Origin of the sequence: Enterococcus sp. 9D6_DIV0238 (genome assembly GCF_002174455.2) — a bacterium.
In the GTDB taxonomy this organism is placed as follows: domain Bacteria; phylum Bacillota; class Bacilli; order Lactobacillales; family Enterococcaceae; genus Enterococcus_L; species Enterococcus_L dunnyi.
This window is the reverse complement of sequence record NZ_CP147246.1, coordinates 2,659,264-2,680,896: the sequence shown is the minus strand read 5'-3', so window position 1 is coordinate 2,680,896 and position 21,633 is coordinate 2,659,264. Positions and strand designations below refer to the sequence as shown.

Below are 21,633 nucleotides of genomic sequence, written 5' to 3'. Positions count from 1 at the left end.
TATAAAATCAGTGTTCTAATTACATGCATAGAGCAAAAAATTTTATCTTTTATCGTTTTATATAGAATAATTCCTCGACCTTCGATTTCAAAAAAACAGATTTATAATATATTTCATTATAATTAAACAGGGGTGTTTAGAAATGACAGTTATCGGCTATATGCGCGTCAGTACACAGCAGCAGAAATTTGATTCCCAAAGAAAAGCTCTTGAAAAGTATGGTGTGGACGTGATCTACAAAGAAAGAGAAAGCGGGCGAAAAACATCTAGAAGTGAATTGAATAAGGCTCTAGCTCAATTAAAATCGGGAGATACGTTAGTCATTTTCAAGCTAGATCGTTTATCCAGAGGGACAAAGCAACTGTTAAGTTTATTAGAAGAGTTTGACCGGAAAAACATTCACTTTGTAAGCATCCAAAATAATATCGATACCTCTACACCGATGGGACGCTTCTTTTTCACGATCATGGGGGCCTTTGCTGAGATGGAGGCAGAATTGATCAGAGAAAGGGTGATTGCAGGTTTAGATGCTGCGCGAGAAAATGGAAAACAACTGGGACGACCGCCGCGTACGAAAGAAGTCCAACAGGCTCTGAAGCTTTATACCGAATCTGAGTTATCCGTTCCTGAAATTGCAGAAAAGTGTGACATCTCTATTCCAACTGTCTACCATCATATAAAGAAGCAAAATCTACATAGAAAAGTTCATTAAACAAAAAGTCAGCTTAGACTCACTCGGCCGATGATCCAAGCAGCCTAAGCTGATTTTTCTATTTTTTAGACTAAGCAATCAATTTTAATCCAATGACTGACGATAAAATGACTCCAATGAATAAAATTCTCCGCCAATCTTTTGATTCCCCATAAAGGATCATACCTAAAATTGCTCCACCTGCCGCACCGATCCCCGTCCATATTGCATAAGAGACGCCCATCGGTAACTGTTTCATTGCCAAATATAGAAAAATAAAACTGCTGGCAAAAGCTAAAACCAATAAAAGCAGTGATCTACTATCTTTTTTTTGATTAAACCGATTGATCGAAGCAACACCTAACATTTCAAAAATTCCAGCAATGACTAAAAAGAACCAACTCATTTTATTCCTCTCCTTTTTCACCTGTCACAAATTTCAATCCCATAACACCAGCTAATAAAACAATGATCAGTAAGATCTTGCTGATTTTGAATTCTTCACCGAAAAATAGAATGCCTGAAATAACCGTTCCTGCTGTCCCTAAACCGACGAACACAGCATAAGCTGTTCCGACCGGCAGTGTTTCACCCGCCTTTATCAACGCATAGAAGCTGATAAAGATGAAAATACCTGTCAGCAACAATTGCCACCAGTTAGAACTATGCTTCATTCCAATCACCCACAGCACTTCAAAAAAAGCACCCACGATCAATTTTATCCAATCTTTATTCATTACAAATCCTCCTGACTTTAAATAAACAGTCTGTCCGATCAACTAAAAAAAGCGTCAACCAACAATTCCATCTACGGCCTAAGAATTGTTGATTCACACTTTGAGTGACAAGTTGCCGGCGCAACCTGTCAAAAGTCTTTATTTAATTTGTTCGTTCAAACTGATTCTCATTCTACGCCACAATAATCCAGATAGCAATAGAGATACTATTTTTTCTATTAATTTCTAATGAATAGAATCAGTCTATTTCTGTGAAACTATTTTCACAGGCTGAAATTCTCAAACTAAAAATCTCAAAAAAAGCTCTTGATAATACCTATTTTACTATTATTATGAAAATCTTTTCGTTCTGTCAAAAAGTTCATTTCAAGCTAAGAATTTCTTAAAATATAACGTTCAGGATTTTGTAAATCCAAACAACATATGATACACTTACGTTATCAAAAAAAGATTCTAAGTGAATCGGTTAACGTTGATATTACTTACTTTAGGCGGTAGTAATATCAACGTCTTTCTTTATCTCTACAAATTATAACACACAAAAAGCTTTTTGAAAATATACATAGACCTTTGGTAACAAAAAAATCCTGAAATCGACTGTCGGGATTTTTTTGTTACCTAAAAGTGTGCATTATTATGCTAATGCACCCATTGGATCCCAAGGTGCTAACATGATAGGCTCTTGTTTCCAAACCTCTTGTAATTCTTTAGATAGCAACTCTTTACGCACTACGATTTGGTACGTATATTCATCCATCCAAGCATCACTCATCACGAAGAAGCCTTTATCACCAACTTTTTCTCCCCAGCTATTTTCAACTTTCCATTTTGTAGACACACCATTGATTAAATCAACACCTGTCAAGACCATTGCATGTGTCATTAGGCTTTCACCAAAATCCAAACGCTCTGCCTTCGTCATTGTAAAATCGATATCAAAAAGATCATTCATCTCATAAGCATCTAACGACATGATTCCGCTATCTCTAGTAGAAGATTGGCCCACATCACACCCAAACCAAACAGATTCTCCTTGTTCTAATTGAGCCGCTGCTAGTTTTTTAAAGGTTGTCATATCTACATTGATATATTTCACCGCTTTACTGCCGACCACGTTACCAAGCATTTCAACAGTATAGGTCTTGTTGTAAGGCTTATCCGCTGTCGGTGCATTGATCACGCTGACATAGTCGTCCAGATCAACACCAACATATTTTTCATAGAAGGACTGCGGAGTCAATCCTTGATCCAAATGATAATTTTTTTCCTCATCGCGGTATTCAAAATCAAAGGTTTCTGGCGGTGTTCCCAATGAGATCGCCAAGAAATTATAAATTTCTCCCAGCATTCTTTCTTTTGCTGCCAGCACTTCTTCTATTGTTTTACCATTATGGATCAGCTCGCGAAGAGTGACTGCATCTTTTCTTAACTTTTTATTTAGATAATTATTTAAATCACGAGAATTAGAACTGTTGCTGCTTTCCGGCATCGCAGTTTTTGGTACAACACCATATTTTTGAAAAATAGAGACGATCATATCCCACTGTCCGCCATCTTGTTGTGGTGTTGCTAAAAGGAAAGCTACTTTGCGGCTGTCTAATTCTTGATCAGCAGTTGCAATGATATTTTCATAAAAATAGTTGGATTTCTCATATTTATCCCAGAAAAAAGTATAATTTTGAGAAAGTTCAAAATCTTTCAAGTTAAAGCTGTTGATCATTTTGTGTCTAAACGTATTCAGTGCTGCAAACATCCAGCAACGTCCACTTTGTTTTTGGTTTGCTACTTTCCCAGTCGCAAGATCTACAGAAAAGACAGGAACGTTATTCACCTCTGCTGCTTGATTCTGAGCTGAAGCGCTGATTCCATTTTTTACGACACTTCTTTGCAACGCATTTTGCTTATTGTTTTCTGCAAAAGCAGCGCGAAATTTTTGTGTCATTGTTGGTTCGATTATTGACATATTCATTCATCCTTCCACTTTTTCATCGTTCTTTTTTATTATATGCCTGATGATTCATTCTCACAAGTTTTTGTAAAAAGTCATTGCTTTTTAATATCATCTGTATTAGTATATATAATACAAACAATACAAAAGAGGTGAAATCATGTTATTGGAAATAGATACGCAAAGTCAAACGCCTATTTATCAACAGATCTGTAATCAATTGATCATCGGAATCGCTAAAAATCAGTTGCAGGCAGGAGAACAATTACCATCTGTTCGCCAAATGGCAGATGAAATAGGTGTTAATATGATGACTGTGTCAAAAGCTTATACATCATTAAAGGCAGACGGCTATATTTTAACTGATCGACGCAATGGGACGATAGTCGCTGATCGGCAATCACCGACATCACAATTTCAAGAATACGTTTCTGAACGATTGGATTTATTATTAGCTGAAGCCGTTATCCATCAAGTAACCGAAGAAACTATCCAAAAAAATGTGAAACAGATTTATCAAAAATTTGACCAATAAAGGTGTGTTAAAAATGAATTTTTTATTATATGTCATTCTTGTAGGTGTTGGTTTTTTAATGGCTTTTTCAGGAAGGATCCCTGCCAATCCACACAAAAACATCGTTTTAGAAACAACGTTACCAAAAGAAAAACTCCAAGATCCGCAAGTTTTAGCTGTTAGTAAGTTGTATAAAAAACGGTTACTCCAATGGGCTATCGCTTTTTTATTTATTGCTTTACCTGTGATCTTCATTCCTTATGATTCATTGACCATGATCTATTTTTTAACTGTTCTATTTGGCTTTATCGGGACTTTTTTCTACTTGGAAGTGATCTATATTCGTAAAATGACTGCCGTCAAAGTTCAAAATAAATGGTTTTTACCTACTCAGCCGATCTTGGTAGATACTAAGCTTGTTGCCAATAAGAACCGCAAATTGATTAGTGTTTGGTGGTTTTTACCAAGCTTTGTACTCACTGTTGCTGGAGCTATTTATTCATTGATAGCTGTCGGTAAAGATAATGGTTCTTGGCTGCTTTTCTTTATCAGTCTATTCTTATTTGGCTTTTTCTTGCTTTTCTATTATTTTATCAGTCGTTTACCTGTTAAACCTTTGACAAGCGATGAAGCGATCAATCAACAGGTCAACGATCTAATGCGGCACCACTGGTCTGTCTTGATGGCTGTTTCAGCTTTGGTTTTGAGTCCATTACCTTTTATAGCTGGTTTGTCTGTCATTTTACCTTATGAACAAATGATGCTTTTGACTTTTGGTTTTGTTCTAACAATCTTACTATTTATTGTATTCACCTTCTATTATCTATTTTCTTCTCGTAAGAAACAGGATCAATTGATTTCTTTAGCAGAAGAATATCGCTATAGTGATGAAGACCAATACTGGAAATATGCGATTTATATCAATCCTAATGATAAAAGAATTCTTGTTCCTGACCGCATCGGTATGAATATTACAACAAATCTAGGGCGCCCAGCTGGAAAAATCATCATGAGCCTCGTCGGACTTTTTGTTTTCGGTGCACTCATTGCCGTTAGCATCCCGATGCTGATCAGTGATTTTTCAGCAAATCCATTTGAACTATCAACTTCTCATAACGGCATCCATTTATCTGCGCCATTTTCTAAGAATAGAGAAATCGAGTGGGAGGAGATCAAGTCAGTACAGTTAGTCAATGAACTGCCAAAAAATACGATTCGCGTCTATGGAACGGCTACTGAAAATTACCTAACTGGAGAATTTCAAGTAGATGATCACCCTGCGTATCTTCTCGTCTATCGAAAAGAACAACCGATCCTAGAAATAGAAACGAAGGATAAGCGTTATTACTATACAAATAAAGATAGTCAATTGACTAAAAAATATTATAAAGATATTCAATCTATTCGTGACAAATAGTAAAAAAGCAACCAGTCCAGAACAAAACTAAAAAACAGTTTTGTTCTGGACTATACTTTTTAATAGATAGTGTCAAAAGTTAGATTCTCGGATTTTTACGCCAATCGCTCGAATCTAAGGAGCTTTGACCTCATTCTCTCGTTATTTTCTGAAAAAGACATTACTGGATGACTTTTGACTTTGATTGTAGCTTAACTACTGAATAACCCATTCAACTCTTCCCTACTAGTATTTCTAGCTAAAGATACGATTTCACTATTTTCTATATGCTGCATGCCTTTTCACTTCATCTCTACTCTCACAAAACATTATTATAAGTGATCGTTCAATAACCAAAAATAAGTAAAAAATTGCACTTTTTTCTAATTATATTTTGACATATTCCTTTTGTATGATTAAACTGGTCTTAACGAATAGGAGTGATGAGCAAATGACTGTATTCAGTTTAAGAGACTATCAACGTTCTGACTTAGAAGAATTGGTGGCGTTATTTAATTCAACCGTTCAAGCGATCAATAAAAAAGATTATACGGAACAACAAATCGAACAATGGGTGCAGCCCACACCTGACTATGAAAAATGGGATGCTGTCTTAACTTCTACTTACACACGTGTTGTACTAGTTGGTATGAAAATCGTCGGCTTTGGAAATATATCAAAATCAGGTAAACTTGATTATTTATATGTAAGCAAAGAATGGATCGGTTATGGCGCAGGAAAATTATTAGCAAATGATTTGATTGACTATGCATTTAAAGCAGGAGCGAAGGAAATTACTGTCCACTCTTCGATCACAGCGAAATCATTCTTTGAATCACTTGGCTTCAAGGTAGTGAAACAAAATAACAATTATCGTAATGGTGTGCTCTTGCTAAATTATTTGATGGTCTATGCTAAAGAAAGCACGCCTAATACAAAATTCTTTCCTTTTATGTAAAAAGGAGCCTTAGACAAAACTGTTTTTTAGTTTTGTCTAAGGCTCTAATTCCGAAAATGGCGAGAAAAAAAGCAGCTCCTTTGGAAAAAAGAAGGAGCTGTTTTTTTCTCAGCCGTTTTTACATTAAGCAACCGTAAATTTTGTTTCTGACAGAGCTTGCTGTAGCTCTGTATTTGAAATTTCTCGATCACTTGTGATAGAAGCAGATTTTTTTTCAAGATCAACTGCGGCTTGTTGAACACCTGCAATCGATTCAAAATTTTCTTTGACGATATTTACACAGCCGTCACACTTCATTCCATTGATCGTTACTGTTTTTTCCATGTATAAACACTCCTTAATTATTTTAGTTTTATTTGATTAATGAACATGATGACACTGACATTGACCAGGAATACAGTTACAAGGAACAACTTCAACAGCCGTTTTTCTTTTCTCTTGCAAAAGACTTTCCAGCTGGTCGATATCTGAGAAACTTAAAGTACTATTATCGATGATCGATTCTAATACCTTTCCCACTTTTTTACTACAGATTTTTCTTAATAAATCTTCTGAGAGAACTTCGATGCTTCTACGCTCTTCTACTAACGGAAAATAGGTAAATTTATTTCCATTGCGCTTTGTTCCGAGCATTTCTTTTTCTACTAGTCTACTAAGCAACGTCTTCACAGTCGTACTTTTCCACTCAGTCTTTTCATTCAAAACCTCAGTGACTTCTTTACTAGTTGTCTCTTCTTTAGTCCAAACAACGCGCATGATCTCCCACTCTGCATCGGTGATCGCTGAAGTCTTTTTCTTATCAGACATAGGAAGTCTCCTTTACTCGTATCCTAAAAACAACTACATTCGTAGTCTTTTTATATTCTAATAATAGCTGTTTCTTACATCTTTGTCAACAGATGATTCTTTTTTCTTCTGATTTATCTGATTTGAAAATAAATCATGGTATTAAATATAGGACCTTCTTCAACGAACCGCTTTGATCAGTGTATACTCATATCGTTCCCTGATTTGTGAAAGCAACTTGTTTTTTTTATTAAGTGAAACCTATTATACTTAATTGAACACTTGAGTTTAATTTGGTTCCCTTAATGATCATTTCTTAGTACAATAATTACTTTTTAGAAAGAGGCATTTTTATGAATACAAACGAAACAATGCATAGTTCTACCGCTAGACTTACTGGTGCTGCCTTACTTTTATTGATTGGCTTCTTTAGTTTAACAACTATTTCTTGGGCTTGGAGCGGCCTTTTTGTCGGAGGTATTTTGGCTTGGCTTTTAGCATTTGGAAAAAGCAGTAAACAAGCTTTTAAAATGCCTCATAGATTATGGTTGATCCCCGTTGGTGTTATTAGCTATTTTATTATCGGACTTTTAGTAGGGCTACTTGCACAAGCTATCGGATTCAATTGGGCAGCAAGCCCCGAATCAGGTAAGCTAGGCTCAATCATTTTTATGATCCCTTTTATGTTGATGGGTGAGGAATTACTTGGTATCGGTGTCTTAGAAGGTTCGTTGAGTTCAGGTTTATCTTTAAGAAGCAGTACTTTGTTGAGTGCCCTTATTTTTGGTCTTCTGCACATCCCTTCTTATTGGGACGGCTCATTATTTTCAACAGTTATGCATGTATTATTATTACAAAGTGTTGCCCGTTTGATTTTAAACTTGATCTATCTAAAAGCTGGAAAAAGCATCTGGGCTTCTTGGATCACCCATTTATTGATCGATTTGATTGCTTTATCTATAGGTTAATAAGTAAAAAATCATTTGTTAAAAAAATAAGATCGGCCTGTCAAACTCTCCATGACAGACCGATCTTATTTTTATTGTTTCGAGTAAGTTGTATAAACCATATTGTTTTTTACGTAAACATTTTCGACTGTGAGATTGATTGGACCGTTAAATTCGTTGAACAAAGGAATTCCTTTACCTAATATTACTGGTATTGTTGTAATAATGTAGATATCAATCAAATTTGCTTCAACTAAAGGTGCAATAATACTGCCGCCTCCAACGATCCAGATTGCTTTTCCTTGTTCTTTTGCTAATGTTTTGACCAGATCAACTGGTTCTTGATTTGTAAAGATAAGGTTTTCTGAATCATCTTCCGTACGACTTGTGATAATGTAAGAGGTTTGCTCCTCGTATGGATACTGGCCAGGGGCTAATTCATTCACCACTTGGTCATAGGTCGTCCGCCCCATTACTACTGTATCGATTTTTGCCATCAATTCTTGGTAGCTTGTTTCATCTTCAAGCAATTCCGCTCCGCCACCTAAAAAATCAATACTACCATCCGTCTCAGCGATATACCCATCTAAACTTTCTGCAATATATAAAATAATTTCCCTACTCATTATGCTCCCCCTTTAAAGTAATCATGCCAGTCTACTCATTGTACTAGATTTGTTTTTCTAGTCAATCAGTTTGTCTACTTCGTTGGATTTGAAATGGAGCCCTATTTTACGATCGCATCATAGCCCATTTTTTTGATTGCTTTTTGAGTCGTTTCTCCCAAACAATAGAGTACTGGCATCTTTTCTAGTCTTAACTCTGAAAATATAGTGAAAAAACGAAGCCACAACGATGGGCTAGCAAAATATACGGCTGCGAATTCTTCTTCATTCAAGTATCTACGCAGTCTTTGTTTACTTTCAGCTGGAAAAAAGTTGATATAAATAATTGGTGTGTACAATGTATGTCCTTGTTTTAGCAAAATTTCTTCCCAAGCAGCATCAGCTAAATTACTTTTAGGATAAAAAATCGACGTAAGTTTCGTCTGATGCTTTAGCCAAAAATGAAACAAGCTCTTTTTAGTTGGTTCTGGTGCTACTAGAAAAATTTCTAATTGATTGTTCAGCAGTATATTTGCTGTTTTAGTCCCAATAACAGCAAATTTTTTTGAGTGCAGCTGTTGCATCATCCCATCTTTTTTCACTTGTTCTAAAAAAAATTCAGCTGCATGCTGACTCGTTAAAAAGATCCATTCGCATTGTTTTAACTCATCACCAAATGTAGGATAGACATGCCGCTTTAAACCAATCAACGGTATTTCAACAGTCTCAAACCCTTGCTCTTGAAAATAAACTCGATCCTCTCTATTGTCTTCAATCATTCGCGTTAAAAGTATTTTTTTCATTTTTTTGCCTGATTTATCTTTTCTAATAATCTTTTCGCCATCGTCTGTCCAACACCGGTTACTTCCTCTACCGTCGTCATTTCAGTAAATGATCGTTCTAGTTCTTTATCTCCCAAAAACCCTGAAAACTGATACCCTTGGTTTGTTTTTTCAGCATAAGCACCGATAGGAATATCACAATTTCCATTCAATTCAGCTAAGAAAGCGCGTTCTTCCATAACCAATTTTCTTGTTAAAGAATCATCGACCTGACCTAAAAATGCGATCATTTCTAGATCATCACTACGACATTCTAGCGCTAATGCTCCCTGGCCAACCGCTGGTATACACTGCTCACAAGTCAAATGAATATATGGATAGCTAGGTTCTTCAAACCAGTTTAGTCGTTTTAATCCAGCAGTTGCTAAAACAATAGCATCAAGTTTTTCTTCCTCCATCCGCTTCAAACGAGTACCTACATTGCCACGAATCGATTCTACTTGTATGTCTTCTCTAAGCTCTTTCATTTGAAATTCACGTCGTAAGCTGCTTGTACCGATTTTTGCCCCATAAGGCAGCTGATCTACTGTGTCAACTTCACGAAAAATCAGGCAATCGGTTGGATCACTCCTTTTTGGTAATGCTGCCAACGTTAATCCATCGACCATATTTGCCGGCATATCTTTTAAACTATGCACAGCAAAATCGATCGCGCCTAATAGCAGAGCTTGCTCTACTTCATTGACAAATAATCCCTTACCGCCGATTTTAGATAGGCTAACAGAAAGTAACTGATCTCCTTTAGTAGTCATAGGCACAATTTCAAAAGTAACATCTTTTTGCACCGCTTTTAATAATTCTAAAACAATCATCGTTTGTTTCATAGCTAGTGGACTATTTCTAGTACCGACACGGACAGTTTTCATCTTTTTTACTTCCTTTATGTTTTCTTATCCTATAATCATACTAGATTTTACTTGTTTGACAACTGACGTGTACCTACTTTGTAGGCCAGAAAATATAATCCTGCCACAAAAAGGCCGCCGCCAACGATATTCCCTAAATAAACACTGACCATATTTTGACCAAAAGCTGCCCAAGTATTTCCTCCTAGAAAAATCCCCATTGGAATCAAGAACATATTGGCTACCACATGCTGATATCCACAAATTACAAATCCCATGATCGGTAAAAAGATTCCTACGATTTTTCCGATAAAATCTTTCGCTGCAAAATTTAAATAAACAGCTGTACTGACTAAAAAGTTACAGGCAATTCCGGAAAGAAATCCTTGTAAGAAGGTATCTTTCGTTCTTCCTAGAGAAACCTGAATCGCCCGCTCAGCAAAATCGCCTTGTAACGCACCACTTAAATAACCAAAGAAATAAGCAACAAATAAAGAACCAAGCAAGTTAAAAATCGTGACGATCACAATATTACGTACCCATTCTTTTCCATTGATTTTTTTGGAAAACAGCGCCATGGAAACGACCATCATATTGCCAGTCACCAACTCACCACCAGCTAATAATAAACAGATCAAACCAAATGGAAAAACCGCAGCGCCAATCACATTAACTAGGCTCCCCCACTCCTTCGGCATCGTTCCCATTGCTCGAATCATCGCAACTCCTGCAACAGCAATAAACATCCCTGCTAAAAAGCCTAACACGGCCAATGTCAAAACACTTGCTCGGGCTTTTTGAATTCCTTTTTCAATTGTAACATCAACTATTTCCGGCGGTTGAAGTGCCCCCATAAAATTTCATCTCCTTAATTTAAAAGCGGAACAAGCCGTTTAGCCTTGACTGAAAAATAAGAAATTTGGTTGAGACGCTTTTTGTCTCACACCAAATTTATCTTTTTTTCGAAAGGCTGGCTTGTGCAGCTGGATAATATAACTGATTAACATCAACTCATTACTTTCGTTGTGTTTCTCAGTAAAAACGGAACAAATCGTTTAATTCTGTAGAAAATCAGGAAATTGACTTTGTGACGTTCTTTGTCACACTGGTAATTTATCTATTTTCCTAAGGTTATTTCTTTTTTCAAAACATCCCATTGTTTGTTATATATCGTTTTTAACTCCTGATCCAAATAAACAACTTCATCGAACGAATGGTCTTTCAAGTATTGTTGGTGGACCTCATCGTATCTGCGATCTCGAGCTTCACCAACTTGAATGGCGTAAACATCTGCACCTTCTTGCGTATACGAAAGAATCGTTTCGAACTTGATCTTCTGCGTATCGATCAACAAGATTTTATGCCCAAATAATGGCATTTCCTCAAACCAGTCTGCCCCTTTACGATAAGCTGCTACTTCTCCTAGAATAATCAATGACGGATTTTGAATGTGCTTGTCGTCAATCGTTTTGATCAACTCTTGAAGTGTCGTTGTTACAGTACGCTGACGACCAAGGCTTGCCCACTCAATGATAGCTACCGGTAAATCCTTTGAGACACCTTGCTCTAGAAGTTTTTTCTGCGTACTTTTTGCTCGCTCCACGCCCATGTATAAACATACCGTGCCATTTTCTGTCAACCCTTTAAAATCAACCATTTCACCAGCTTGACGATGAGCGGTTGCTAAAGTTACTTTACTACTGCACTCTCGGTGAGTTAAAGGGATACCGCTATAACTGCTGGCAGCAGATGCAGCAGTAACACCTGGGACAATTTCATAGCTGATGTTTTCACTTTTTAACGTCGTGATCTCCTCGCCGACGCGGCCGAAAATACCAGGATCGCCACCCTTTAAACGCACTACACACTGCTGTTTTCTTCCTTCTTCCAACAATAGCTCATTAATAGTTTTTTGCTTTAACACGTGATTCTTCGGGTATTTACCGCTATAAATAAAACGGGCCGAATCTTTAGCTAAGTACAATAGCACAGGATGAACTAAACGGTCATAGATGATCACATCAGCCGCTTCCAACACTCGTTTTCCTTTTAGTGTCAATAATTCTGGATCTCCTGAACCTGCACCGACAAAATAAACCTTTCCCATAATTACACCATAACGTAGACAAGGTTTTCTTCAACAATCGTTTCATAGGCACGAACACAGCCTTCGTCCGGTTCTTGAACTTGACCATCATTCAGATCGATCTTGTAATCATGTAGCGGACAAAAGACATATTCACCGGAAACCGTTCCTTCAGCTAAAGGTCCTTGCTTATGGGGACAAATATTTTCGATTGCTTTCACACGATCATCGCTTAAACGAAAAACAGCAATTTTCTGTTCTCCAACAATGACTTCTTTTCCCATTCTTGATGCTAATTCATCTAAGCGGGCAACAAAAACTTTTTCCATTTTAGACTCTCCCTACTGTATACAATTCTTCGCGTGTTTGTTGATCTTCAACGACTTCATCCCACGGATTGCCACGACGACCTTCGACTGCTTGATCTAATGCGGCTAATAATTCCTGACGTTTTTCAGAATTTAACAATACCTCTTTCACAACATCAAAGCCCATCCGTTCGATCCACGGCGCTGTACGCTCTGCATAAATACCTGTTTCTCGATAATATTGAAGCATTGCTCCGCAAATATCGATGACTTCTTGTTCTGTCTCAGCGGTTGTCAGCAATTGAGCTTCCTTAACTTCTGTCCCGCCATTTCCACCGATATAGATTTGGAACCCATTTTCAACACCGATGATCCCGAAGTCTTTCACGCCGCTTTCCACACAACTTCTTGGACAAGCAGAAACCCCCATTTTAAATTTATGTGGTGTATCAATAAATTCATACCGTTGTTCTAATTTGATTCCCAGTCCCATAGAATCCTGCGTACCAAAGCGACAAAAGTTTGCTCCAACACATGTTTTCACAGAACGAACAGCTTTAGCATAAGCACCCGCTGCTTTCATATCCAGTTCTTCCCAAATTTGTGGTAGGTCTTCTTTTTTGACACCATACAAACCGATTCGTTGACTTCCTGTCACCTTTACCATTGGGACATCATATTTTTCAGCAACTTTTGCAATCAGCAATAATTGTTGTGGATTCGTTTTTCCGCCACGCATTCTTGGAATCACCGAAAACGTTCCGTCATTTTGAATATTGGCATATAAGCGTTCGTTAACATAGCGAGATTCTTTTTCATCCTCATGTTCCTTAGGCCAAGCAACATTCAAATAGAAATTGATTGCCGGACGACATTTTGGACAGCCTTCTGGATTAATAAAGTTTAATTCACGATATACTTCTTCTGAAGACGTTAATTTTTTTGCATAAATTTGTGTAACGATCTGATCTCTTGTTAAGTCTGTACAGCCACAAATTCCTGTTGGAGCTGAAACCACTTCTCCGCCTAATGCATGTGCCAAAACATCACTGATGACTGATTTACATTTTCCGCAAGAGCCGCCAGCTTTAGTGTGCTTCGTGACCTCTACAACAGATGTTAATTCTTTTTCTCTTATAGCCGTCATGATCGTTCCTTTATCGATCCCGTTACAGCCGCAGATCACTTCATCATCCGGCCATTCACTAACATCGGCACTCGCTTCCTCGCCCACCATATGCAGTAATGAAACAGGTGTATAGTCTTCGATACTTTCATTTTTCTTTAAAATATTGTAGTAGCGATTTCCTTCACTCGTATCGCCATATAGTACAACACCGACCACTCGATCCTCTTTGACGAAAATCTTCTTGTATGTGTAATTGATACCATCAAAAGCTTCAATACTATTTACCCCTTCTTGCTGCTTGATATTACCAGCAGAATAAAGATCACAGCCAGATACTTTTAGCGAAGTAAATGTCGTACTTCCTTTATAAGGTTTTGCTTCACGTCCGGTCAGAACATCTGCTAAAACTTTGCCTTGCTCAAATAATGGTGCAACTAAGCCGTAGACATTGCCGTTATGCTCAGCACATTCCCCCACTGCATAAACATCTTCAATACTAGTATGCATGAAATCATCTACGACGATTCCTCTGTTGACTTCAATATTCGCTGCTTTAGCAACCGTTGTCTCCGAACGAATCCCGATCGACATTACAACTATATCTGTTTCGATCGATGTACCATCACTAAAAGCTAAGCCTGTGACACGATCTTCTCCTAGAATTTTTTGAGTCATTTTTTCCATCAAGAATTTTAGTCCTTGTTTTTCCAAATCAGCTTGCAGCATTTTGCCAGCTTTTTCGTCCAGTTGCGTTTCCATCAACCATTTTTCTAAGTGAACAACTGTGACGTCCATCCCTTGATCCAAAAGACCCTTAGCCGCCTCTAAACCAAGTAAACCGCCGCCGATCACGACTGCCTTTTGATATTTTTGAGCTGCTTCCAGCATGTTTTCTGTATCATCGATCGTTCTAAAACCAACCACACCCGGCAGGTTCGCTCCTTCTACTGGTAAAATAAATGCTCTAGAGCCTGTTGCTACAATACATTTATCATAAGAAATTTCTTTACCTGATTGTGTAATAACTTGTTTTGCTGCGGTGTCCATCTTTACAACTGGATCATGATTGATCAGCTCGATCTGATTTTCTTCATACCACTCCAACGGATTTGTAACGATTTCAGGAACTGTCATTTTCTTTTGCAGTACATTCGACAACATAATACGATTATAATTCGGATACTTTTCTTCACCAATGATCGTGATTTGATAACGTTTTGCATCCCGATCAAGAATTTCTTCGATCGTACGAACTCCGGCCATTCCATTTCCAATTAAGACAAGCTTTTCTTTCATTTTATTCATGATCCCCTTTTGTGATTACTTGAGCAATCTAGTCTATAATTTGCTGTTTTCAGCATAACAATAAGTATGAATACTGCCTATTAGGGAATTACCTAATTAACTGCAAGTATGTAATTTTCTATAGAAAAACATTATGATATACTAAGGGAAAGGAGTGAAAGAAAAAATGAACGAGCTTGGAAAATTATTATACAAATCCAAAACAGATAGTTTAAAAAACGGACTGGTTTTCACTATTTTAGGAATCGTAATTGCTGTCGGAGCTAATTTTATATATGCCAAATTATTTGGATATATTATTGGATCTATTTTTATTTTGATTGGGCTCTTTTTCCTTATATTCAAAAGAGCCGATCACATCGCCATTCATGAACATGCGATTTTATTGAATGTAAAAAACAAATAGTTATAAAAAGGGCTGACATCAAAGAGATTACTTATAAAGAATTAACCCCGCATAAAAACCCTATAACTAGTTATTATCCTGTTTTGCTTTTGAATAATGGTCAGGAAGTTTTTATCAACATTGCTTTTAACAACCTTATTAATAAAGACTTTGAAAAAATTATTAAATCCTATTTATAAAAAATAACCATGTCCTATCGTCAAACAGGTCATGGTCGTTTTTTACTTAATTTGTTGAATGGTTTAGATTCAATAGATTTTCCAATTTTTTTCGCTTCTCTTTTAGTTTAGCTGGATCCTTCCCATAAGAAGATAAAGCTATCAAATAATCTTCTTGTTCGATTGTACTCATGTTGTAAAAATTGCTATTTTCTTTGTGACTACAGTCATTGACCCACTGCCAGTCAACGGCATCCTTTACAATTTGCTGATTGATCGTGAAAGAATCTGTGCAAGCAAAAATCAAGTGTGCTGTTTCGATATACTTACGTTCATAGAGAGCCTCAATCAATTGAACATCACTAAGCTTAAAAAATTCCGGTAAGATGTTTGGTGCGATGATCGTAGCTGTACCATTCGCCTCTAAAACTGCTTTTGCTTTTCTTAAAGCAATTTTACCGCCACCAATAATCACGATTTTCTTTTCTGTCAAGTCAAGCATTACTGGATACATGCTAGTGCCTCACGAACGATTTCTTCTAAATCACTCAAAATTCGAAAATCAAACTCTAACGTTGGTGTAATAATAAAGCTAGTTGTTGGAAACACTTCTGCTAGTTTATTCTTCATGATCGTGATCAAGTGCCCGTCAAATAAAAAGAAAGGAACGATGATTGGTTTGTGCTCTTTATCCAGCTGCTCACCAATGATCTCTAAATAATTTTTTTGCCCTTTTAAGCTGACTGCTGTTACTGGATAGCCGACCTGCTGTTCAATTTCTGAAGCAATTTCCACTAATATTTGCTGAGGTTCTTCTGTTTGTTTTGTGCCATGAGCCACCAAAAAGCCAATCATTTCATCATTCGGCTGTTCTTCACAAACTGCCTTAAAGCGCTCGAGTAAAACAGCTCGGCTGCCTTTTTTACTGCCAAATGTTTTAGTTTGAATAAATTGAACTGTTGGATATGCTTTTTTAACATGCGCTAATTCTGCTGGAATATCAACCAATGCATGCTTGGCAGCAAATAGTAATACTGGCACAACGATTATTTTTTCAACACCAGATTCAATCAATCGTTCTGCGATAACTGCAATAGTATCGGGATGATTCTCTAGAAATGCTGTTTTTTGTACAAGGTTGGTTGGTAATTTTTCTTGCAGCTGTTGAATAAATGTCATTGCTGCCTGATTTTTTTCATTTTTTTGACTGCCGTGAAAGACATAAAGAATCCCTATCATTTTTTCACCTCATAAATCGATTAGTTGATGTTTCATACTATATTGCAAAAGTTCAGTAAAGGTTTCAAATTCCAGCTTTTTCATCACATGGGATTTATGGACCTCAACCGTTTTTACCGAAATGAATAACCGCTCAGCAATTTCTTTATTGCTGTACCCCAACGCTACCAATGGTAATACTTCCCGTTCACGTTTTGAAAGACGCTCATATTTATTATCTTTTTCGATCTTTTTCTGCTCATTGCACCAGTTTTCTTTGCTGTATTGTCCAAAAAAAGGATCGATAGTAGTCTTGCCCGCTGCAATCTGTTCGATCGCTTCGAGTAGAACAGTATCCGGTGAACTTTTTAGGATATACCCCTTGGCGCCATACTCCAAAGCTTTACGAACATATTCTTCTTCATCATGCATACTTAAAATAATCGTCTTGACTTTTGGAAAATGCTCTTTGATTCTGCGTGTTGTTTGTAACCCATTTTCTCCTGGCGGCATTCGCAGATCCATCAATACTATATCCACTGGAAATTTTTCCAGCAGCATAAAAGCTTCCGTTCCATCAGCTGCATCGCCTACGACAGTTATATTTTCATGTCCTTCCAGCAATAAACGTAATCCGCTTCGGACAACTGCATGATCGTCTGCTATGATAATGTTCATTTTACTTCCTCCCGTTCAATCGGTAAACGCAAAACGATCGTCGTTCCTTCACCTTTTTCAGAATGAATGTCTAGATGTCCACCAATCGATTCAGCTCTTTCCTGCATGTGTAAAAGCCCTAATCCCTGACTATTTTCATTGACCAAATGAACATCAAATCCTTTGCCATGATCCCGTACAGTCAACACCAAATGAGCATTCCGCTCACTCAAGGTTACCCATAATTCATCCACATCTGCGTATTTCACGCTATTCATCACGCTTTCCTGCAATACACGATACGTAATCGTTTCCAAGCTCTCTGCAAATCGTTTGCTGGGTACTACCGGAATAAAATGAATATGAAGGCCTGTCGTCTCCTTGTATCGATGAAGTAAGACTTCGATTGCCGGAATCAAACCTAAATCGTCCAAAGCCGCTGGACGCAGATCGACTGCCAATTGTTTCACTTCACTAAGCAATGAAACAAAATCATCATCGATTTTTTGCAGCTTCTCCGTAAGTCCATCTAATCGATCCATCCATTTCAGCTGCCGCGTTTCAAGCATCAAACTGTAAATGCTTTGTGCTAATCCATCATGAAGCTCCTGAGACAAAGCTCGGCGTTCATTTTCATGTGCTTGATTCACATATTCGATCAAACGCTTGTTTTGGATCATCTGCTGCATTCGTTCTTCTACTGCAATACGACGCAGACTCAATAAAGAAGTGGTCTCATTTACCTCAGCATAACTGCCGCTAAATTGTTCCTGACGACCAGTCACCGTCATTAAAATAAGTGGAAAAGCACCTTGATCCCAATCCGCTCTGACTTCGCAGTCCAAACATTTATCCATCGTTGAATGCAGCATACAGCCTTCACCTTTGGCAATTTCTAAAATCTTTGGTAAATGAATTTGAAAAGCTTTATTCAATTCATTCGCTGCTTTATTGTATTTGATACATCGATCATTTTCAAATAAGAATAATGCATCATTTGCAGCATCAAAAGTCTGTTCTAATGTGTTTTTTCTCATTCTTAACTCCTATAAATAAACCTTTAGTTCATTTGCTTTAACTTGTGCAGCAGTTATCAATTCATTTGATACTTCTTTTACCTCACGATATCCAACAAGTAAAACACCCTTGACCTCACCTATATCCATCACAGGATAAGCTACTACGGTCTCCAGTTTTTCCATTCGTGTGATTGGCAATTCGATCAATTGCTCCGGCTGACTTTGTAAATGTGTCGCCTGATAGCTACGGCCAGTCCGCCAAACAATTCCTCCGATTCCTTTCCCCACTTGAAGACGAATACGACGATAATGCTGATTGATATTACCTGAAACATACTGCCAGCGAATCACTCGTAAATTGGTTTGATCACTGATGGTAGACAACGCTAATGCCGTAAAATCAACGTGAAGCTCTGCTTTGATTTGATCGATTTTTCTTTGAATCTGATCTCCCATCTTCCTACTCCTATTCCCTAATTTTTAATAAAAAGCTTGTATTCCTTCTCACATTCTCTTATCCTTAAGCCTATATCAATTATATAAAAAAAGGATTTTTTTATGAAAACAACTACTGTATTTAGTTCTAAACGCTTGATCATGATCATTACGATGACCGTGTTTTCTTTCTCCAGCATGACTACCGCGTTTTTCTTGATGGGAATCAAAGCTATACCATATTTTATCGGTGCAGCACTCTTTTATTTTATTCCCTACGCCATCATTATATCAGAATTTACAGGTGTATATAAAAATCATATTGGCGGCTTGTATCAATGGCTGGCAGGCCATCTTTCAGAAAAGGTGGCTTTTATTGCCTCTTTCTTGTGGTATTGCAGCTATTTTATCTGGATGATCAGTTTATTTATGAAGCTATGGATTCCTTTATCTATCCTAGCGTTTGGTGAAGATCTAACAAAAAAGAACAGCCCCTTACCATTCTTATCAACTTCTGTTTTGATTGGGCTATTGTCTTTGTTTGCTGTTTGTGTGACCTTTTATTTTGTCAGTCGGGGATTCAAAGGAATTGCTTCCGCTTTGTACATGAGCGGGATTATGATGACCATTTTGATTGGTCTCAGTCTGGGTGGCAATTTATGGCTGTGGCTTACAAATAGTTCAGATATTTTACCTAATCTCTCAGCGAGTTTTGCTGGTGGAAACCCTTCTTCTGGTATCAAACAACCGATGATCGAACAATGGTCCTTCTTAATTTTTGCAATCACTGCTTTTGGTGGTTTAGATACGATCGCCAGCCTAGTAGATAAAACTGGTGAACAAAAAAAACACTTTCCAAAATTGTTGATTTTCAGCAGTATTTTAGTAGTTCTTAGCTATTTCCTAGGTATCTTATTATGGAGTGGCGGTAATAATTTAACTCATTTAAAAGCAAACAACACGATACACTTGGGCAATCTGATGTATGAAATGATGAAAAATCTAGGTTATTCCTTAGGTCAATCATTTTCTTTCAATGATACTTCTTGTCGATTATTGGCCCAACTGTTTACTCGTTTCACAGCCTTAACACTATTATTATCATATATCAGTTTACTATCGACAATTTCTTATCTGCCGATTCGAACACTAGTAGAAGGCACACCGAATCACTATTGGCATCCATGGCTTAAACAAAAAAATAAATATAATATGCCGACAAACGCTTTATTGGTTCAAGGTGTGCTAGTCAGTTTATTTATTTTAGGGATCAGTTTTGGGAGCCAGTATGTCGTCTTTTTGTATAACCAACTGACGTTGATGACGAATATTTCAAGAGCAATCCCTTATTTACTGGTTGCTCTTGCCTATCCTGCTTTTAAAAAGAAACAGCTTTCAACGATTGATTCATTCGGCTTTATTCAGTCAGAAAAGTCCAGTCAAATCATCAGCCGCAGTGTCGTTTTCAGCATTGTTTTAGCGATTGGCTTTCAATTATACCAGCCGATTTCTCAAGGGGAAGTGATGAAAAGTGTTTCTTTATTGATCGGCCCTTTACTATTTACTTTGATTGCTTACCTGCTCTATAACAATTTCCAGTTGAAACAGGAACAATATACATTAAAGTAACGGATTTTTTGAGAAAAAAATATTTATTTGTTTTTAAAGAGTGAGGCAAAATGAGAAAACTTTTCGTCTCACTCTCTTTTTATTCATGAAAAGTAGATAAACAAGCGAAAATACTCACTTTCCTGTACAATACAAAGTGAAGACTTCCCTATTTTTAGGCTAAACTATCTAATTTACATGTAGGAGGAATTTTTTTGTTTGATCTAGAGAAAGTTCAATCACTAAATGAGCTGGAAATGCTAGTTTATCATTATATACTAGAGCACATGACAACGATCCCCAAATTAACGATCCGGCAATTATCTGCTGATTGTCATGTTTCAACTTCAACCATTTTGCGCTTTTGTTCAAAGATGGGTTTTGATGGTTTTTCAGAATTAAAATATGCGCTCAAAAAAGAAGCTGAACAAAAAAAACAACGTTCTTTCGAGCAATATTATACAGCAACGATTCATGTTGATTCTTTTTTAAAACGGATCAATCAACAAACTTATTATGAAACCTTAAAACCAGCAATTACTATGATCATTGAAAATCGTCATGTCGTATTTACAGGGATTGGGACCAGCGGCATTTTAGGGAGTTACGGCAGTCGTTATTTTGCAAATATGGGGATCAATGCCTATAGTATTGATGATCCCTTCACACCTATTCCTCAAAGAGGGTTTGAAAATACTTTGGCTATCATTCTTTCAGTCTCTGGTGAAACCTCCGAAGTGATCAAGCAAGTGACTGATTTTAAACGTTCTGGGGCAAAAATCTTGAGTATCACAAACGATGAACACTCAACGATCGCTCGTTTAGCTGATTACAACATCTCCTATTATATGCCGGACGAACGCTCATCATTTGCCGATCCTTTTATCAATATTACAACTCAAATTCCAGTTGTCGCTTTAATCGAACTGCTTGCGCATCAAGCAAGTAAGGAATATTCAGAAAGAAGTTCTCAAAAAAGACCATAAAAACGAGCCAATGTTCGCTAAGCGACTGTTAACTATCGTTTATGAAGAA

At 37.1% G+C, this 21,633-nt stretch carries 25 protein-coding genes; 8 read left to right on the top strand and 17 right to left on the bottom strand.

Annotation, left to right across the window (positions count from 1 at the left end; translation table 11 throughout):
• Nucleotides 1-142: 142 nt before the first annotated feature.
• On the top strand, nucleotides 143-712 hold the full coding sequence (locus A5889_RS12580) for a recombinase family protein (RefSeq protein ID WP_087642215.1): 570 nt from the start codon (nucleotides 143-145) through the stop codon (nucleotides 710-712).
• 70 nt (nucleotides 713-782) lie between these two features.
• Here A5889_RS12580 and A5889_RS12575 read toward each other — a convergent pair whose 3' ends face one another.
• From A5889_RS12575 to A5889_RS12565, 3 genes are all read right to left on the bottom strand, one after another.
• Complete coding sequence (locus A5889_RS12575) at nucleotides 783-1,097, bottom strand: DMT family transporter (RefSeq protein WP_087642214.1); 315 nt, start codon at nucleotides 1,095-1,097, stop codon at nucleotides 783-785.
• 1 nt (nucleotide 1,098) lies between these two features.
• Entirely contained in the window at nucleotides 1,099-1,428 is a 330-nt protein-coding gene (locus tag A5889_RS12570; protein ID WP_087642213.1) for a DMT family transporter, read from the bottom strand.
• Nucleotides 1,429-2,062: 634 nt separating this feature from the next.
• Nucleotides 2,063-3,391 (bottom strand): aminopeptidase C, encoded by a 1,329-nt coding sequence (locus A5889_RS12565; RefSeq protein WP_087642212.1) that lies wholly within the window; start codon nucleotides 3,389-3,391, stop codon nucleotides 2,063-2,065.
• Nucleotides 3,392-3,536: 145 nt separating this feature from the next.
• On the opposite strand from A5889_RS12565, the gene A5889_RS12560 reads away from it, so the two are divergent.
• From A5889_RS12560 to A5889_RS12550, 3 genes are all read left to right on the top strand, one after another.
• Nucleotides 3,537-3,911 carry a GntR family transcriptional regulator gene (locus tag A5889_RS12560; RefSeq protein WP_087642211.1) on the top strand — a complete coding sequence of 125 codons (375 nt, stop codon included), beginning with the start codon at nucleotides 3,537-3,539 and terminating at the stop codon, nucleotides 3,909-3,911.
• Nucleotides 3,912-3,924: 13 nt separating this feature from the next.
• Nucleotides 3,925-5,307: a PH domain-containing protein gene (locus A5889_RS12555; protein WP_087642210.1), complete on the top strand. Its 1,383-nt coding sequence runs from the start codon at nucleotides 3,925-3,927 to the stop codon at nucleotides 5,305-5,307.
• A gap of 430 nt (nucleotides 5,308-5,737) precedes the next feature.
• Nucleotides 5,738-6,244, top strand: coding sequence for a GNAT family N-acetyltransferase (locus A5889_RS12550; RefSeq protein WP_087642209.1), 507 nt, complete (start codon nucleotides 5,738-5,740; stop codon nucleotides 6,242-6,244).
• Between the two features lie 123 nt (nucleotides 6,245-6,367).
• Here A5889_RS12550 and A5889_RS12545 read toward each other — a convergent pair whose 3' ends face one another.
• Together A5889_RS12545 and A5889_RS12540 are read right to left on the bottom strand one after the other, a co-directional pair.
• Nucleotides 6,368-6,568, bottom strand: a complete 201-nt coding sequence (locus A5889_RS12545) for a heavy-metal-associated domain-containing protein (protein ID WP_087642208.1) — start codon at nucleotides 6,566-6,568, stop codon at nucleotides 6,368-6,370.
• Between the two features lie 36 nt (nucleotides 6,569-6,604).
• Complete coding sequence (locus tag A5889_RS12540) at nucleotides 6,605-7,051, bottom strand: CopY/TcrY family copper transport repressor (RefSeq protein ID WP_087642207.1); 447 nt, start codon at nucleotides 7,049-7,051, stop codon at nucleotides 6,605-6,607.
• Between the two features lie 332 nt (nucleotides 7,052-7,383).
• Here A5889_RS12540 and A5889_RS12535 point away from each other — a divergent pair, with 332 nt between their 5' ends.
• Nucleotides 7,384-7,998 carry a type II CAAX prenyl endopeptidase Rce1 family protein gene (locus A5889_RS12535; protein ID WP_087642206.1) on the top strand — a complete coding sequence of 205 codons (615 nt, stop codon included), beginning with the start codon at nucleotides 7,384-7,386 and terminating at the stop codon, nucleotides 7,996-7,998.
• Nucleotides 7,999-8,069: 71 nt separating this feature from the next.
• Here A5889_RS12535 and A5889_RS12530 read toward each other — a convergent pair whose 3' ends face one another.
• From A5889_RS12530 to nirB, 7 genes are all read right to left on the bottom strand, one after another.
• Entirely contained in the window at nucleotides 8,070-8,603 is a 534-nt protein-coding gene (locus A5889_RS12530) for a dihydrofolate reductase family protein (protein ID WP_087642205.1), read from the bottom strand.
• A 101-nt stretch (nucleotides 8,604-8,704) separates the two neighbouring features.
• Entirely contained in the window at nucleotides 8,705-9,385 is a 681-nt protein-coding gene (locus tag A5889_RS12525) for a uroporphyrinogen-III synthase (RefSeq protein WP_087642204.1), read from the bottom strand.
• Entirely contained in the window at nucleotides 9,382-10,290 is a 909-nt protein-coding gene (gene hemC, locus A5889_RS12520) for a hydroxymethylbilane synthase (protein WP_087642203.1), read from the bottom strand. The genes A5889_RS12525 and hemC overlap by 4 nt, the downstream gene beginning before the upstream one ends.
• 47 nt (nucleotides 10,291-10,337) lie before the next feature.
• The gene (locus A5889_RS12515; RefSeq protein ID WP_087642202.1) at nucleotides 10,338-11,123 is read right to left on the bottom strand and encodes a formate/nitrite transporter family protein; all 786 of its coding nucleotides are present in this window, start codon (nucleotides 11,121-11,123) and stop codon (nucleotides 10,338-10,340) included.
• Nucleotides 11,124-11,386: 263 nt separating this feature from the next.
• Nucleotides 11,387-12,376, bottom strand: a complete 990-nt coding sequence (gene cobA / locus A5889_RS12510; RefSeq protein ID WP_176372906.1) for a uroporphyrinogen-III C-methyltransferase — start codon at nucleotides 12,374-12,376, stop codon at nucleotides 11,387-11,389.
• A gap of 2 nt (nucleotides 12,377-12,378) precedes the next feature.
• Complete coding sequence (gene nirD, locus A5889_RS12505) at nucleotides 12,379-12,684, bottom strand: nitrite reductase small subunit NirD (protein ID WP_087642200.1); 306 nt, start codon at nucleotides 12,682-12,684, stop codon at nucleotides 12,379-12,381.
• 1 nt (nucleotide 12,685) lies between these two features.
• Entirely contained in the window at nucleotides 12,686-15,088 is a 2,403-nt protein-coding gene (gene nirB, locus A5889_RS12500; RefSeq protein WP_087642199.1) for a nitrite reductase large subunit NirB, read from the bottom strand.
• Between the two features lie 175 nt (nucleotides 15,089-15,263).
• Between nirB and A5889_RS12495 the strand changes: the two genes are divergently transcribed.
• The gene (locus A5889_RS12495; RefSeq protein WP_087642198.1) at nucleotides 15,264-15,503 is read left to right on the top strand and encodes a hypothetical protein; all 240 of its coding nucleotides are present in this window, start codon (nucleotides 15,264-15,266) and stop codon (nucleotides 15,501-15,503) included.
• A 225-nt stretch (nucleotides 15,504-15,728) separates the two neighbouring features.
• Here A5889_RS12495 and A5889_RS12490 read toward each other — a convergent pair whose 3' ends face one another.
• The 5 genes from A5889_RS12490 to A5889_RS12470 are packed head-to-tail and all read right to left on the bottom strand — an operon-like array spanning nucleotide 15,729 to nucleotide 19,011.
• Complete coding sequence (locus A5889_RS12490; RefSeq protein ID WP_087642197.1) at nucleotides 15,729-16,175, bottom strand: precorrin-2 dehydrogenase/sirohydrochlorin ferrochelatase family protein; 447 nt, start codon at nucleotides 16,173-16,175, stop codon at nucleotides 15,729-15,731.
• The gene (locus A5889_RS12485) at nucleotides 16,163-16,900 is read right to left on the bottom strand and encodes a sirohydrochlorin chelatase (protein ID WP_087642196.1); all 738 of its coding nucleotides are present in this window, start codon (nucleotides 16,898-16,900) and stop codon (nucleotides 16,163-16,165) included. The genes A5889_RS12490 and A5889_RS12485 overlap by 13 nt, the downstream gene beginning before the upstream one ends.
• Nucleotides 16,901-16,909: 9 nt before the next feature.
• Nucleotides 16,910-17,557 carry a response regulator transcription factor gene (locus A5889_RS12480; protein WP_087642195.1) on the bottom strand — a complete coding sequence of 216 codons (648 nt, stop codon included), beginning with the start codon at nucleotides 17,555-17,557 and terminating at the stop codon, nucleotides 16,910-16,912.
• Nucleotides 17,554-18,573 (bottom strand): sensor histidine kinase, encoded by a 1,020-nt coding sequence (locus A5889_RS12475; RefSeq protein ID WP_087642194.1) that lies wholly within the window; start codon nucleotides 18,571-18,573, stop codon nucleotides 17,554-17,556. Before A5889_RS12475 ends, A5889_RS12480 begins: the two co-directional genes overlap by 4 nt.
• Before the next feature lie 9 nt (nucleotides 18,574-18,582).
• Nucleotides 18,583-19,011 (bottom strand): GAF domain-containing protein, encoded by a 429-nt coding sequence (locus tag A5889_RS12470; protein WP_087642193.1) that lies wholly within the window; start codon nucleotides 19,009-19,011, stop codon nucleotides 18,583-18,585.
• Between the two features lie 102 nt (nucleotides 19,012-19,113).
• On the opposite strand from A5889_RS12470, the gene A5889_RS12465 reads away from it, so the two are divergent.
• Together A5889_RS12465 and A5889_RS12460 are read left to right on the top strand one after the other, a co-directional pair.
• Nucleotides 19,114-20,619 carry an amino acid permease gene (locus tag A5889_RS12465; RefSeq protein WP_087642192.1) on the top strand — a complete coding sequence of 502 codons (1,506 nt, stop codon included), beginning with the start codon at nucleotides 19,114-19,116 and terminating at the stop codon, nucleotides 20,617-20,619.
• A gap of 194 nt (nucleotides 20,620-20,813) precedes the next feature.
• Complete coding sequence (locus tag A5889_RS12460; protein WP_087642191.1) at nucleotides 20,814-21,584, top strand: MurR/RpiR family transcriptional regulator; 771 nt, start codon at nucleotides 20,814-20,816, stop codon at nucleotides 21,582-21,584.
• Nucleotides 21,585-21,633 lie beyond the last annotated feature (49 nt).